The sequence below is a fragment of the Rhodococcus sp. GXMU-t2271 genome (assembly GCF_041414735.1).
GTDB lineage: Bacteria > Actinomycetota > Actinomycetes > Mycobacteriales > Mycobacteriaceae > Rhodococcus > Rhodococcus indonesiensis.
Genome location: NZ_JAUIZP010000055.1, coordinates 72,651 through 87,465, shown reverse-complemented (window position 1 = coordinate 87,465; position 14,815 = coordinate 72,651). Strand labels below are relative to the sequence as shown.

At 71.4% G+C, this 14,815-nt stretch carries 14 protein-coding genes; 12 read left to right on the top strand and 2 right to left on the bottom strand.

What is annotated here, in order from left to right; translation table 11 throughout:
• Positions 1-51 precede the first annotated feature (51 nt).
• From QYS60_RS20080 to ribB, 10 genes are all read left to right on the top strand, one after another.
• Entirely contained in the window at positions 52-1,020 is a 969-nt protein-coding gene (locus tag QYS60_RS20080) for a carbon-nitrogen hydrolase family protein (protein ID WP_371384066.1), read from the top strand.
• On the top strand, positions 1,017-2,669 hold the full coding sequence (locus QYS60_RS20075; protein WP_371384064.1) for an amidase: 1,653 nt from the start codon (positions 1,017-1,019) through the stop codon (positions 2,667-2,669). The genes QYS60_RS20080 and QYS60_RS20075 overlap by 4 nt, the downstream gene beginning before the upstream one ends.
• Positions 2,662-4,149, top strand: coding sequence for an MFS transporter (locus tag QYS60_RS20070; protein WP_371384062.1), 1,488 nt, complete (start codon positions 2,662-2,664; stop codon positions 4,147-4,149). Before QYS60_RS20075 ends, QYS60_RS20070 begins: the two co-directional genes overlap by 8 nt.
• Positions 4,146-4,784 (top strand): isochorismatase family protein, encoded by a 639-nt coding sequence (locus QYS60_RS20065; RefSeq protein ID WP_029542763.1) that lies wholly within the window; start codon positions 4,146-4,148, stop codon positions 4,782-4,784. The genes QYS60_RS20070 and QYS60_RS20065 overlap by 4 nt, the downstream gene beginning before the upstream one ends.
• A gap of 210 nt (positions 4,785-4,994) precedes the next feature.
• A complete protein-coding gene (locus tag QYS60_RS20060) occupies positions 4,995-6,170 on the top strand; it encodes a sugar ABC transporter substrate-binding protein (RefSeq protein ID WP_371384060.1) in 1,176 nt (391 codons plus the stop codon).
• On the top strand, positions 6,157-7,695 hold the full coding sequence (locus QYS60_RS20055) for a sugar ABC transporter ATP-binding protein (RefSeq protein WP_371384058.1): 1,539 nt from the start codon (positions 6,157-6,159) through the stop codon (positions 7,693-7,695). Before QYS60_RS20060 ends, QYS60_RS20055 begins: the two co-directional genes overlap by 14 nt.
• The gene (locus QYS60_RS20050; RefSeq protein WP_371384056.1) at positions 7,695-8,726 is read left to right on the top strand and encodes an ABC transporter permease; all 1,032 of its coding nucleotides are present in this window, start codon (positions 7,695-7,697) and stop codon (positions 8,724-8,726) included. The genes QYS60_RS20055 and QYS60_RS20050 overlap by 1 nt, the downstream gene beginning before the upstream one ends.
• Positions 8,727-8,750: 24 nt before the next feature.
• On the top strand, positions 8,751-9,254 hold the full coding sequence (locus QYS60_RS20045; RefSeq protein ID WP_371384054.1) for an NADPH-dependent FMN reductase: 504 nt from the start codon (positions 8,751-8,753) through the stop codon (positions 9,252-9,254).
• The gene (locus QYS60_RS20040; protein ID WP_371384052.1) at positions 9,251-9,730 is read left to right on the top strand and encodes a flavin reductase family protein; all 480 of its coding nucleotides are present in this window, start codon (positions 9,251-9,253) and stop codon (positions 9,728-9,730) included. The genes QYS60_RS20045 and QYS60_RS20040 overlap by 4 nt, the downstream gene beginning before the upstream one ends.
• Before the next feature lie 5 nt (positions 9,731-9,735).
• Entirely contained in the window at positions 9,736-10,947 is a 1,212-nt protein-coding gene (ribB, locus tag QYS60_RS20035; protein WP_371384076.1) for a 3,4-dihydroxy-2-butanone-4-phosphate synthase, read from the top strand.
• Positions 10,948-11,037: 90 nt separating this feature from the next.
• On the opposite strand, the gene QYS60_RS20030 is transcribed toward ribB, so the two are convergent.
• Together QYS60_RS20030 and QYS60_RS20025 are read right to left on the bottom strand one after the other, a co-directional pair.
• Positions 11,038-11,673, bottom strand: a complete 636-nt coding sequence (locus QYS60_RS20030) for a DUF3558 domain-containing protein (RefSeq protein WP_371384050.1) — start codon at positions 11,671-11,673, stop codon at positions 11,038-11,040.
• Complete coding sequence (locus QYS60_RS20025) at positions 11,670-12,002, bottom strand: hypothetical protein (RefSeq protein ID WP_371384048.1); 333 nt, start codon at positions 12,000-12,002, stop codon at positions 11,670-11,672. Before QYS60_RS20025 ends, QYS60_RS20030 begins: the two co-directional genes overlap by 4 nt.
• 241 nt (positions 12,003-12,243) lie before the next feature.
• Here QYS60_RS20025 and QYS60_RS20020 point away from each other — a divergent pair, with 241 nt between their 5' ends.
• Both QYS60_RS20020 and QYS60_RS20015 read left to right on the top strand, forming a co-directional pair.
• The gene (locus tag QYS60_RS20020) at positions 12,244-13,524 is read left to right on the top strand and encodes a glutaminase (RefSeq protein ID WP_371384046.1); all 1,281 of its coding nucleotides are present in this window, start codon (positions 12,244-12,246) and stop codon (positions 13,522-13,524) included.
• A gap of 70 nt (positions 13,525-13,594) precedes the next feature.
• Complete coding sequence (locus QYS60_RS20015; RefSeq protein WP_371384043.1) at positions 13,595-14,809, top strand: GNAT family N-acetyltransferase; 1,215 nt, start codon at positions 13,595-13,597, stop codon at positions 14,807-14,809.
• The last annotated feature ends 6 nt before the right edge of the window (positions 14,810-14,815 follow it).

The window sequence follows — 14,815 nt, the reverse complement described above, 5'->3', positions numbered from 1 at the left end:
CCCCCCCCCCCCCCCCCCCCCCCCCGCCACCCCACACCCGGAGGTTCCCTCTTGCATCCGCGCACCCTCGACGTCGCGATCGTCCAGGCCGGCCAACTCACCGAGGACCTCCTCGGCAACCTGGCCCGCCTCGCCGCCCTCGTCCGCACCGCCGCCGCACCCGACGCGACCGGCGCCGTCCCCGACCTGGTGGTGCTGCCCGAACTGATCACCACCCCCTACTTCTGCACCAGCCACGACGTGGACCGCACCCCCTGGGCCCAGACCGTCCCCGGCGAGGCCACCACGCTGTTCGGCGACCTCGCCCGCGAGCTCGGCTGCGCCTTCGCCTTCGGCATGTACGAGCGCACCGCCTCCGACGTCACCCACAACTCCGTCGTCCTCGTCGACCCGGCCGGTGAGGTCGTCACCTGGCGCACCCCCGACGGCGGCGCAGTGCCCGCCTACCGCAAGCTCTCGCTGCCCGCGAGCAAGGTCGGCGACGTCGACATCGACGAGAAGTACCACTTCGCGCCCGGCCAGGCCCCGACCACCGCCGACCTGTTCGGCACCCGATTCGGCTGCGTCATCTGCTACGACCGCACCTTCCCCGAATACTGGGCCGTCGCCCGCGCATTGGGCGCCGAGGTGATGCTCGCGATCGTCTCGTCGCTCGGCACCCGCGAGGACCTGTTCCTCGCCGAACTGCAGACCCGCGCCCTCGAATCGCAGATGTGGATAGTCGCCGCCAACCGGGCCGGGCCGGAAACCCTCGACGGCGTGACCGTCGACTACTTCGGCCTCTCGTGCGTCATCGCCCCGAACGGCGAGATCGTCGCGCGGGCACCCGCGCACCGGGCGGGGGAGACGCTGCGCTTCACCCTCGACCTCGACGCCGTCCCGGCCGTGCGCGCGGCCTTCCCGCTGGCCCGTGACCGTCGCCCCGACGTGCTGCGCCTGCTCGCCGACCTCACCGCCGGCACCGTCCGGCCCGCGCCGCTACCCCGGCCGAGTGCCCTGCCGTTGGAGGTGAGCGGGTGACCACCACCGACTATCCCGACCTCACCGCCGCCGCGGCCACCACCGTCGACGACCTGCTACTGCAGGCCCGCGCCGACATGACGCCCCTGCTCGAGACCTCCCGACTCGCGCCGCTGCCGCCCGCACCCGACGCACTGGCAGCCGAACCCGCCCATTCCGTCGCCCTGCTCGCCGCGAGCCCCGTCCCGGTCCCGCCCGTCCCGGCCCCGGAATACACCCCGCGCACCGACGCGGCGCTGCATGACCTCGGCGTGCTCGACCTGCTCGCCGCCTATGCCGCCGGCACCACCACGCCCACCGCGGTGCTCGCCGCGCTGCGCGCCCGCTGGGCCGACCCGGCGCTCGTGGGCGGGGCGATCCTCGCCGTCGTCGACGGCGCCGACGAGGCCGCCGCCGACTCCGACCACCGTTGGTGCGACGGCACCGCCCGCCCGCTCGAGGGCGTCTTCTTCGGCGTCAAGGACATCGTCGACGTCGCCGGCGCGCCCGTCACCGCGGGCTCGCACACCACCGGCGACCGCGTCGCCGGCACCGACGCGACGGCCGTCGCCCGGCTGCGCGCCGCCGGCGCCATCCCCGTCCTGATCACCGCGACCACCGAATTCGCCTGCGGCGCCCCGCACAACGCCCGCTACGGCGCCGTCACCAACCCGTGGGACCGCAGCCGCTGGACCGGCGGCTCGTCGACCGGCTCGGCCGGCGCCCTCGCCGCGCGCCTCGTCCCGCTCGCGCTCGGCACCGACACCGGCGGCTCGATCCGTGTGCCCAGCGCCCTGTGCAACCTCACCGGCATCAAGCCCACCTACGGGCTCGTCCCGCGCACCGGTGTCGCGTCGCTGTCGTGGACCCTCGACCACATCGGGCCCATGGCGCGCTCCGCCGCCGACCTGCGCGTCACCCTCGACGTCCTCGCCGGACCCGATGGCCTCGATCCTTCTGCGGCCCGGGACGCGGTGGCGCGGCAGGTGCAGGCCGGCCTCGCCGAACCCGGCACTCCCGGCGCGCCGTCGCTGGCCGGGGTGCGGCTCGGCGTCCCCACCACGTGGTTCACCGAGCTGTGCGACGCGGGCGTGCTGGCCGCGTGGGAGGCGGCCGTCGCCGCGCTGCGGGGCCTGGGCGCGGACGTGGTGCCCGTCGACATCCCCGACGCCCACCGCCTGCACGACGACGTCACCATCGTGCTCACCTGCGAGCTCGCCGCCAACCAGGAGGGCGCGCTGGAGCGGTTCGCGCGGTACGACATCGGCACCCAGGTGCGCATCGCGCGCGGGCTGGTGCCTTCGGCGGTGGACTACCTGCGTTCGCTGCGCCGCCGCGCCGGCGCCCAGCACGCGACGGTGCAGGCGTTCGACACCGCCGGGATCGACGCGTTCGTCACCCCGGGCATCGGGGCGACGGCCGCGCGGCTGTCGGACGTCACCGTCGAGATCGACGGCGTGCGCCACCCGATGCAGTCGATCGTGGGCCGCAACACCGGCCTGTTCGACTACCTCGGCCTGCCCGCAGTGATGGCGCCGGCCGGCTTCGTCGACGGCCTCCCCGTCGGCGTGCAGATCGTGGGCCGGCCGTGGGCCGACGACACGTGCCTGCGCCTGACGCAGCTGCTGCAGGCCGTCACCGACGTCCACGAGCGTCGCGCCGATGGATAGCCTTGCCGCACGGCATCATCCGTGGCGGGTGTTCGCGGCCACCAGTATCGGCGTGGTCGCGGTGTTCCTCAGCATCAGCGGCCTCACCGTCGCGCTGCCCACCGTCACCCGCGAGCTGGGTGCCTCGGCGGCGCAGTCGACGTGGATCCTGTTGGGCTACATGCTCGTCACCACCGCACTGATCCTCGTGTTCGGCCGGCTCGCCGACATCGTCGGCCGGCGCCCGCTGTATCTGGCGGGGCTGGCGGTGTTCACGGTCGCGACCGGGCTGTGCATGCTCGCGCCGACCGCCGGGTGGCTGATCGCGGGGCGGGTGCTGCAGGGCGTCGGGGCGGCGGCCGTCGTCACCAACAACACGGCGCTGCTCACCGACACCTTCCCGCCGCACAGCCTGGGCCGTGCCCTCGGCTGGAACGCGACCGTCGCGGCCGTCGCGCAGGTCGTCGGGCCGGTGATCGGCGGTGCGGCGACGGCCGCGTTCGGCTGGCGCGGGCTGTTCGTCGTCGTGCTGCCGGTGGGCGTGCTCGCGATCGCGTCGTCGCTGATGGTGATCCCGCGTGGCACCCGCCGGCGCATCGAGCGCGAGCCGTTCGACCTGGCGGGGGCCGTGCTGTCGACCGCGCTGCTGACCGCCGTCGTGCTGGCGCTGACACCGGGGGTGACGTCGTCGCCGTGGTTGCCGTGGGCGTGCGGCGCCGCGAGCCTGGTGCTCGGCGCGGTGTTCGCGGCGGTGCAGATCCGTCGCGCCCATCCGCTGGTGGACCTGACGCTGTTCCGCAACCGCGGCATCGCGCTCGTCCTCGTGGCGGTGCTCGTCAACGCCGTCGCCACCTACGCGGTGACGCTGCTCGTGTCGCTGTACGGGCAGGCGGTGGGCGGGATCTCGGCCGTCGCGGCTGGGTTGCTGGTGATGCCCGTCGCGGTGGGCACCGTCGTCGCGGCCGCCGCCGCGGGCTCGCTGATGCTGCGCTTCACCCCGCGCACGCTGACCGCCACGGGCATGGCGCTCAACGCCGTCGGGCTGCTCGGCGTCACCCTGATGCTCTCGCCGGACGGCGGATCGCTGGGGGCGACGGCGCCGTTCCTGTTCGTCCTCGGCTGCGGCACCGGCCTGTTCATGACCCCGAGCACCAGCGCGTTGATGCTCACCGCCCCCGCGGAACGTCGCGGGATCGCCAACGGGCTGCGCTCGACGCTGCAGAACGTCGGTTACCTGCTCAGCACCGCGCTGGCGCTCGCCGTCGCGACCGTCGGTCTCAGCGCCCCCGCGCGGCAGGCCGCGTACGGCGGCACCCTCGGCACCCTCGGCAGCGCCGAGCTGGCGCGGTTCGTCGACAACGTCCGCGCGGTGGGCCTGGCCTTGGCCGTCGTCGCCGCCGCGGGCGTCGCGGTGTGCCTTGCCTTCCCGCGTCGGAACGCCACCGCGCTCGCCGCCGTGCGCCCCCTCGAACCCGTCCCGTCCCTGAAGGAATCCGCATGACCCTCGCCGACCGCACCGCCCAGGCGGCCGACTACGCCCGCGCCGGCTTCGGGCAGGAACTTCAGCCCGGCACCCGCCCGGCACTGATCGTCGTCGACCCGGCCCGCGCCTACATCGACCCCGACTGCCCGCTCTACGCCGGGGTGGAGGAGAACGTCGCGGCGATGCGCACGCTGCTCGCCGACGCCCGCGCTGCCGGCATCCCCGTCGTGATCACCGAGGTGCGGCTGCGCGCCGACGGTGCCGACGCCGGGGTGTTCTTCAAGAAGTCGGGCACGCTCGTCGCGTTCTGCGAGGGCAGTCCGTACGGGGAGCTCATCGACGGCCTCGAGCCGACGTGCGCCGAGCTGCTCGTGACGAAGAAGTACGCGAGCGCGTTCTTCGGCACGTCGCTGAACTCGTACCTGACGTCGCTCGGGGTGGACACCGTCCTCATCGCGGGCCTGTCCACGAGCGGCTGCGTGCGCGCGACGACCCTCGACGCGATGCAGCACGGCTACATCCCCATCGTCGTGGAAGACGCCGTGGGCGACCGGGATCCGGCAATCCACCACTCGAACCTTTTCGACATGCAGCAGAAGATGGCCGAGGTCTGGCCGCTGACCCGCGCCCAGTCCTACCTCGCCCGTGCGTGATTCCGGTAGCGCTGGCTACCAGAAACGCGCACGGGTGGGGGAGCCGCACGGCAGTTAACACGAACGAACCAACGGTGTTGCCGGTCGCAACACGGCACCCGATACATTCGAAGTCATCGACCGCATCGGCCGGCTCCGCAACGTCGCGCCCCCGCCTCTCGTCGAACGCAGCCTCTTGTCGAACCTCCTCTTCCCCCTCCAGGAGAATTCATGCGCACCACCCTTCCCGGCCGCGCCGCGATCGCCGCGCTCACTCTCACGGCCGCCCTCGGTCTCGCCGCATGCAGCAGTTCCGGCTCCGGCGGCGACGTCTCCGACGCCGACGTCGCGGCCGGCATCGAATACGCCCGCGCCCAGCTCGCGAAGTACGCGGCCGACCCGGAGTTCACGCTCGAGGCCGAGCCCTTCCCGATGCGGAACATCGCCGGCAAGACGATCTTCGCGATCCCCACCAACAGCGAGAACCCCTACAACGTCGCCGTCGACGAGGAATCGAAGAAGGTCGCCGAACGCTACGGCGCCACCTGGATCGAATACACCAACCAGGGCCAGCCCGCCCAGTGGGCCACCGGCGTCGAACAGGCCGTCAACCAGAGGGTCGACCTGATCATCCTCTCCCAGGGCATCGACGCCTCCCTCATCAAGCCGGCCCTCGAAAAGGCCGAGACGGCAAATATTCCCGTGCTGCTCACCCACACCATCCTGCGCGGGGAGTCGCTGCCCGCCGGCCTCGAGGGGCTCGTCGACGCCACCACCGACGCCCCGCTCGCCGAGGCCAACCGCCTCACCGTCGACTGGATGATCGACCGGACCGAGGGCGAGGGCAACGCCCTGATCATCACCTCCAACGAGGTCCCGCCCGCCAAGGCCGAGGTCGCGGCGATGGAGGACGAGATCGCGCAGTACTGCCCCAGGTGCGAATACAAGGTCGTCAACGTGCCCGTCGCCGAGTGGGCCACCAAGATCCAGTCCGAGGTGCAGTCCGCCCTCTCCGCCGACCCCACCATCGACTTCGTCCTGCCCATCTACGACTCGATGTCGCTCTACGCCCAGTCCGGCATCAAGGCCGCCGGCAAGACCGGACAGGTCGAGATCTCCTCGGTCAACGGCACCCCCGCCGTGCTGAAGATCCAGCAGGACGACGGCATCGTCACCATGAACGTCGGCGAATCCATCCCGTGGCTCGCCTGGGCCACCATGGACCAGGCCGGCCGCCTGCTCCTCGGCTACGACCCCGTCCCGAACGGTGCCCAGCAGACCCCGCTCAAGCTCATCACCGCTGACAACATCGACGAGACCGGCACCCCGCCGCAGCCCGACAAGGGCTACGGCACCGCCTACGTCACCGGCTACGAGGCCCTCTGGGGGTCCAGTGAGCAGCCCTGACCCCATCGTCAACATCGTCGGCCTGTCCAAGACCTTCGGAAATCACACCGTCCTGAACGACGTCGGCCTGACGATCCACGCCGGCGAGGTGCACGGCCTGCTCGGCGAGAACGGCTCCGGCAAGTCCACCCTCATCAAGGTCCTCGCCGGCTTCCACGCCCCCGACCCCGGCGCCGCCCTGCAGGTCCGCGGCCGCGACGTGCCCCTGCCCGTCCCGGCCGGCGGATTCCGCGACCTCGGCATCAGCTTCGTCCACCAGGACCTCGCGCTCGTGCCCGACCTGTCGGTGGTGGAGAACCTGCGCGTCGGACCTGTCGTCGCCGGCTCGCGGCCGTGGATCTCCTGGCGGCGCGAGAAGTCCACCGCCCGAGCGCTGTTCGACCGCTTCGGCCTCGACGTCGACCCCGACGCGCCGGTGTCGAGCCTCGGCGAGACCGACCGCGCGCTCGTCGCGATCCTGCGCGCCGTGGAGGAACTCGGCGACCGCCGCACCCTCCTCGTCCTCGACGAGCCGACCGTATTCCTGCCCCGCGAGGGCACCGACCTGCTGTTCTCCGTTGTCCGCGAGATCGTCGCCGACAAGAAGGCCGCGGTCCTGTTCGTCTCGCACGACCTCGACGAGGTGCTCGACCACACCGACCGCGTCACCGTCCTGCGCGACGGCGTCTCTCAGGGCACCCACCGCACCCGCGATCTCACCGCCGCCTCGCTGATCGGCCTCATCGTCGGCCGCAGCCTCGACTCCGCCGACCCTCGCGTCGCCGGGCCCGTCCGCGACTTCGACGACGCGCCCCCGCTCGCCCGGATCGAGGAACTCGAGACCGCGACCGTCGACGGCATCGGCTTCGACGTGCGCCCCGGCGAGATCGTCGGCCTCACCGGCATCGCCGGCTCCGGCTACGACGACGTGCTGCCCGCCCTGTATGGGGCGCGCCCGGCCCGCGGGGGACGGTTGGCGCTCGGCCCCGACACCGTGGCGCTGCAGACGATCACCCCGATCGACGCGCTCGACCGCAAGGTCGTGTACGTGCCGCCGGACCGCAAGGTGGAGGGCAGCGCGCCGGAGCTGACCGTCGCCGAGAACGTCACCCTGCCGATCCTCGGCGCGGGCCTGGTCAAACCGGGCGCGCTCAGGGCCGTCGCCGCGTCCCTCGCCGAACGCTGCGACGTGCGGCCCCGCGACCCGCAGGCCGTCTACGGTTCCCTCTCCGGCGGCAACCAGCAGAAGGCCCTGCTCGGCAAGTGGCTCCAGACCGACCCGGCGCTGGTGCTGCTCGCCGAACCCACCCAGGGCGTGGACATCGGTGCCCGCGCTCGCATCTTCGAGATGCTCCGCGAGACGGCGCGCGGGGGAGCGGGCATCGTCGTCGCCAGCTCCGACTACGAGCAGCTGTCGGTGCTGTGCGACCGCGTCCTCGTCTTCTCCCGCGGCCACATCGTCGCCGAACTCACCGGCGACCGACTTTCCAAGCACCACATCTCGGACAGCGTCCTCGGCCTGACCCGAGAGGAAGTGAAAGCCTGATGTCCGTCACCCTCGACAAGACCACCACCACAAAAACACCCGCCCCCGTTGCAGATTCGACTCGGCCACGCGTCGCGCTCGGCCCGCTGGTCGAGAAGTACGCGCTCGTGCTGGCCCTCGTCGCCGTCGTGCTCGTGTTCAGCGCGCTGCGCCCCGAGATCTACCCGACCGCGAACAACCTGCAGAACATCCTCGGCTCGCAGGCCGTGCTGCTCATCCTCGCCCTCGGGCTGATCGTGCCGCTCACCGCCGGCGAGTTCGACCTCTCGGCCGTGTCCACCATGTCCCTCGCCGCAATGACCATCGCGGTGCTCAACGTCCAGCAGGGCTGGTCGCTGCCGCCGGCCATCGCTGTCGCCGTGCTCGTCGCGCTGTTCGTCGGCATCGTCAACGCCGTGCTCGTCGTCCGGCTGCACATCGACTCGTTCATCGCGACGCTCGGCAGCGGCACCGTCGTCCTCGGCGTGGTGCAGTGGATCTCCGACTCCACCTCGGTCACCGGCATCGACGCCGCGCTCGTCGACGCGACCATCGGCACCCGCCTGTTCGGGGTGTCGCTGCAGTTCTACTACGCCCTCGCCCTCGTCCTGCTCACCGCGGTGATCTTCCAGTACACGCCGATCGGGCGCCGACTGCTGTTCATCGGGCGCGGCCCGCAGGTCGCGCGGCTCAGCGGCCTGCACGTCGACCGCATCCGCGGCGGCGCGCTCGTCACCTCCGCGCTCGTCGCGGCCCTGGCCGGCATCGTCTACGCCGGCATGCTCGGCGGCGCCGACCCGTCGTCCGGGCAGTCGTTCATGCTGCCGGCGTTCGCCGCCGCGTTCCTCGGCGCCACCGCGATCGTGCCTGGCCGCTTCAACGCCTTCGGCACCCTCGTCGCGGTGTACTTCCTCGTCGCCGGGGTCGTCGGCCTGCAGATGCTCGGCGTCGCCAGCTTCGTCCAGCAACTGTTCTACGGCGGCGCACTCGTCGTCGCCGTCGCCCTCTCCGGTGCGGTCCGTCGCCGCACCGCCTCCCGATCCGCGCGCTGAGCGCCCGACCGAAGGACACCCGCCATGAAGACCACCGTCGTCGCCGGCAACCCGAAGCCCGGCTCCCGCACCCTCGACGCCGCCACCCTCCTGGCCACCACGCTCACCGGAGGGGCCCCCGATCACGTGGTCGACGTCATCACCCTCGGTCCGGGCCTGCTCGGCTGGGGCGACGACGCGGTGAAGGAAGCGGTCGAGACCGTCGCATCGTCCGATCTCGTGGTCTTCGCCAGCCCCACCTTCAAGGCCACCTACACCGGCATCCTCAAGCTGTTCCTCGACCAGTTCGCTACTGGCGACGGCCTGCGCGACGTCACCGCCGTGCCGCTCATGCTCGGCGCCGGCCCGGCCCACGCCATGGCCCCCGACCTGCTGCTCAAGCCGGTGCTCGTCGAACTCGGCGCCACCGCCCCGGCGCCGGGGCTGTACCTGCTCGACTCCACCTACACCACCGACACCCGGATCGCGGACTACACCGAGCGCTGGGCGCCGGTCCTGCGTTCCACTCTCCGGACGGAGGCACGATGACCACCTTTGACGGCGCCGCGCTGCGCCGCGCTTTCGCCCACGTCCCCTCGGGTGTCGTCGCGATCTGCGCTGACACCGGCAGTGAGCGGATCGGCATGGCCGCAAGCACTTTCGTTCCCGTCTCGCTTGACCCGCCGCTCGTCGCGTTCTGCGTGCAGAACAGCTCGGCCACCTGGCCGAAGCTCGCGGCACGGCCGCGTCTCGGCATCAGCGTCCTGAACTCCGACGGTGCCGCCCGGGGGCTCGCGGCCAAGGACGGCGACCGGTTCGCCGGCGTCGACACCGAAACCCGGGACGGGGGAGCGCTGTTCGTCGCCGGCTGTAGCGTCCAGATGAACGTGTCGATCGAGCAGCAGGTCCCCGCGGGCGACCACGCCATTGTAGTGTTGCGCGTCCACGAGCTGCTCTGCGACGACACCGGCACCGAGCCGATCGTGTTCCACCGCAGCGCCTTCCGCAGGCTGGTGGCGTCGTGAGCCGGATGGAGGCGGCGCTGGCCGCGCTGCGCGCGGGGCGGCCCGTCCTCGTCGCCGACGACGCCGACCGCGAGAACGAGGGTGACGTGATCCTCGCCGCCCACCACGCCAGTCCGGAGTGGATCGCGTGGACCGTGCGGCACACCTCGGGCCTGCTGTGCGCGCCGATGACCGGCGCCCGCGCCGACGCCTTGGAGCTGCCGGCGATGGTGACCGACAACCAGGACCCGAAGCAGACCGCGTACACGATCACCGTTGACGCGGCGCGCGGGGTGAGCACCGGCATCAGCGCCGCCGACCGCGCCACCACGCTGCGGGTTCTCGCCGACCCCACCGCCACCGCCCGGGACCTGATCCGGCCCGGGCACATCCTGCCGCTGCGCGCCCGGACCGGTGGTGTGCTCGAACGTCCCGGCCACACCGAGGCCGCCGTCGACCTGTGCGCTCTCGCCGGTCTGCCGCAGGTCGGGGTGATCGCCGAGCTCGTCGCCGACGACGGGTCCATGATGCGCATGCCCGGCATCGAGGACCTCGGCGCCCGGAACGACCTGCCCGTCCTCACCGTCGCGGAGCTGATCGCCTATCGCGCCGCGCACCCGCTACCCGCAGCCGCGGTGCCGGCCGGGCGGGTGATCCGCGCCGACGAGACCGTGATGCCGACCCGGTTCGGCACCTTCCGCGCCGTCGGCTACCAGGACCGGCACACCGGCGCCGAGCATCTGGCGTTGCTCGCCGGTGAGCCGGATGACGGCGCGCTGGTGCGGGTGCATTCGGAGTGCCTGACCGGCGAGTCGTTCGCCTCCCAGCGCTGCGAGTGCGGCCCGCAGCTCGACGCCGCCCTCGAACGCCTCGCCCACGAGGGCGGGGTGCTGGTGTACCTGCGCGGGCACGAAGGCCGTGGCATCGGCCTGCTGAAGAAGCTCGCCGCCTACCGGCTGCAGGACGGCGGCCTGGACACCGTGCAGGCCAACCTCGAACTCGACGAACCCGCCGACGGCCGCGAATACGGCGGTGCCGCCGCGATCCTGCACGACCTCGGCGTGCGGTCGGTGCGGCTGCTCACCAACAACCCGGCCAAGATCTCCGGCCTCGAGGCCAACGGGATCGTCGTGTCGGGGCGGGTGCCGCTGCACGTCGGCAGGGCCCCGGCGAACGTGCGTTACCTCGAAGCCAAACGACGGCGGATGGGGCATCTGCTGCCGGCAGCGGAAGGATGAGGCGCAGAACATTATCCGCGCGTCCTGCAGTCATCCGCTCGTGCAATTGCAGGAGCGGATGACTGACGGCCGAGCGGCTGTGAGGGCCTTTCAGCGGTTGCGTGACTCGAACTCGTCGAGTGCAGCGACGATACGCGCGACGGTGTCTTCGATTCCGGTGCACCACTGGGATTCCGGTAAGGGAGCGCTGCTGTCGCGGAAGTGGATTCGGCCGAATATGAGCACCCCGTATGACGTTTCGACGCTCAAGCCGCATCGATACGGCAGGGACGTATTGGTCTTCAACAGTGCTCTCCGGCCGGCGAGTTCCGTGAGCACCAGGTCATCGCCATTGCCGGCAGCCTTCTCCCGTTCCTCCTCGAAGTCGAAGTTGGCGGATTGCACGGACAGCCCGTAGCGGGCCAGCACTCCGGGTATGCGGTGGGTGCCCTTGTAGGAGCAGCCGAGCATTGTGAAATGGGTGGCGGCGAAGTCCGCGTTGTCTTCGGTCGCCGGGTCGTAACCGGCGGCGGTCAGCACCTCGTCGGGGATGTCGAGACACGGGTCGAAGGCGACGAGCGGTCGGTCGGATTCGTCGACCAGGCGCGGCGTCCTTGTCGGGGAGGCCGGCGAACTCGGCGTCTCGCCAGCGGTGATCGTGGTTGGTGTAGGTGCAGCGCAACCGGTGAGCGTAACCAGCACGCTGAGTGCGCCGGCGGCCGCGACCGTGGTGCGGCGTGTGATCACTGCTCCTCCTGGTTCGCGGTACGTAGGCGTTCGGCCCAGTCGTATTCCGCGGCAAGGAAGCCCTCAGCGCCGGCGGCGAACGTCGTCCTCATGTCGGTGAGCACTGCCTGGAACTGTTCGAGCCGCTCGTAGAGGGATGCAGGTGTGCCCCTGGCCTTGCGCACGAATCCGGCACGCAGAGCCTGAGCCGATGCGAAGCCCCCGAAACTCGGCGCATCGGCGAGCTCGCTCGCCTGCTGCGCCGCTTCTCGGAGCGTTTCGAGCATGGTGTCGCAGATCGCGACGATCTCGTCGATCGTCTGCGGATCCAGACGAAGTTCCTCGGCCATGAAATCCCCCCATGATGTCCAATGGCCCGGGTACTGTAGCGCGCCGGCGGAGAGGATCGGCCTGTCGGTGCCGAATCACCTCGAACCGGCGGCGGAAAGGTGAGCCGCACTGCGACATCGGCGCATGCGGGATCCGCGTTGCCGTCAGTCGTCCGCGGCGGCAATCGTAGGGGCGGATGACTGACGGGTGCGCGGGTGGGTACCCGCCGCCGATACCCCGACGTTCGGGAAGGATGGGGGCATGCGCTCTCCGATACCGGACTACCTGACCGAGGTGCTCGACACGTGCACCGCCGATGTGAGCGGGACCGTCGCCGACTACATTCCGGAGCTGGCCGCGGCCGACCCGGATCGTTTCGCGGTGGCTCTCGTGACGGCGGACGGGACGGTGTATTCGGCCGGCGACATCGAGCATGCCTTCTCGATCCAGTCGATCTCGAAGCCGTTCGTGTACGGCATGGCGCTCGACCGGCTGGGCTTCGATGCGGTCCTCGAGAAGATCGATGTGGAACCGTCGGGGGAGGCGTTCAATGAGATCTCCCTCGAACACGACTCGGGGCGTCCGCTGAATCCGATGATCAATGCGGGCGCGCTCACCGCCCACGCGCTGCTGTCCGACGATGCGTCGCCGCACGCGCGGGGCGAACAGGTGCGGTCGCTGTTCTCCGACCTGGCCGGCCGCGACCTCTCCATCGACGAGCGCGTCGCCGCCTCCGAGCTGACCACGACGTACCGGAACATTGCGATCGCGAATCTGCTGCGCAGCTACGAGGTGTTCTTCGACGACCCGGAGGACGTGGTGGCCGGGTATGTGCGTCAGTGCTCGGTGTCGGTGACGGTGACCGATCTGGCGATGATGGCGGGCACGCTCGCCAACGGCGGCGTGCAGCCGAGCACGGGTGCCCGGGTGTTCTCCCGGCCCACGGTGCGTCAGGTGCTGTCGGTGATGGCCACGTGCGGGATGTACGACGCGGCCGGCGACTGGCTGACCACCGTCGGCATCCCCGCGAAGAGCGGGGTCTCGGGCGGCATCATCGGGATCCTGCCCGGCCAGCTGGGCATCGCCGTGTTCTCGCCGCGACTAGACCGGCACGGCAACAGCGCGCGGGGTGTCGTCGCCTTCGAGCGCCTGTCGCACGACATGAATCTGCATCTGATGGACGCCCCGATGGTCGCGCATTCGGTGCTGCGCCGCCGCGAGATCCTCGGCGAGGAACCGGAGACGGTCACCGTGCTGGAACTGCAGGGCGACATCCAGTTCACCAACGCCGAGACCGTGGTGCGGGCCGTGGTGGACGAGCCGGTGACCACCCGGCGGGTGGCGCTCGACCTGACGTTCGTGCACTCGGTGCTGCCGGTGGGCCGGCGGATGATCCTCGAAGTGCTGCGACGGCTGCTACTCGACGGGCACGACGTCACGCTGATCGACCCGGACGAGCACCTGCCGGACCCCGACGTCGGCGACGGTCGCCGCCCGGACGTCCATCGGTCGGTCGACGACCTGCTCGCGGCGTCGGCGTGACCGCAGGGCGGACACCGTCAGCGGTCCGCGTCGGGACCCGTCCCGGACCGGCGGCCCGTATGCTGCGGTAATGCCGGAGATCCGGGTCCTCGAGACCGAATCAGAGCTGCTGTCGGCGGCGAAACTGTTCCGTACCGCGATGATAGGGATGCCCGCCCCGAAACCGCTCCAGCCGGGCCAGATCCTGACCCAGCGCGAGCAGGGCCGCACCCTCGGCGCGTTCGTCGACGGAGAGTTGGTGGGCACCGTGGAGTCCGCGTCGAGCGGGATGATCCTGCCGGGCGGGCGCCGCGTCCCGCACGCCGCCGTCACGCACGTCGGGGTGCTGCCCACGCACACCCGGCGGGGCGTGCTGTCGGCGCTGATGCGCCGTCAGCTGAGCGACGCCCAGGACCGGGGTGAAGTGGTGACGTCGCTGCGGGCCTCCGAGGCGACGATCTACGGCCGTTTCGGCTACGGCATCGCGACCACGACGCACACCGTCGAACTGGACGTGCGACGGGCGACGCTGCGTCCGTCCGTGGGGGAGGGCGGTCCGGTGCGGCTCGTCGACCCGCACGACGCGTGGGACCTGCTCTCGCGCATCGCCGACGACAATCCGTCGTCGCGGCCCGGGAGCATCGACCGAATCCCGCCGTGGTGGCGGTCGCAGGAGCACCGGATCGTCGGGGACCGCGAACCCCGGTACGTCGCGGTGCACGGCGAGCCGGGAGCGGAGACGGGTTTCGCCCGCTACCGCCCGATCGGCACCGACACCTGGTTCGGCAGCCGGGAGCGCACGGTCGTCGTCGAGGACTTCTTCGCGCCGACCCGCACGGCCTACCTCGGTCTGCTGCGGTTCCTGCTCAACCTCGACCTGGTGGACACGTTCGTGTTCGTCGCGATGCCGCAGGACGACCCGTTGCCGTGGTTGCTGACGGATTCACGGGCGGTGCAGCTGCGCCGCGCCGGCGACGAGGCGTGGCTGCGGATCGTGGACGTGCCCGCCGCGTTGCGCGACCGGACGTTCGCCGGTTCCGGTGAGGTGCTACTGGGGGTGGTCGACGAGCGTCTGCCGGAGAACTCCGGCACCTACCGGATCTCGGCGTCGGGTGCGGAACGTGTGGACGAGCCGGCGCAGCTCGAGGTGGACGCCTCCGCGCTCGCCGCGACGCTGCTCGGCGGGACCCGCTGGCATCAGCTCGAGGTCGCCGGTTTGGTGCGGGTGCACGACTCGGAGGCGTTGCCGGTGGTCGAGCAGCTGTTCGCGACGGCGTCGGCGCCGTTCGCCGGCGTCATGTTCTGAACCCGA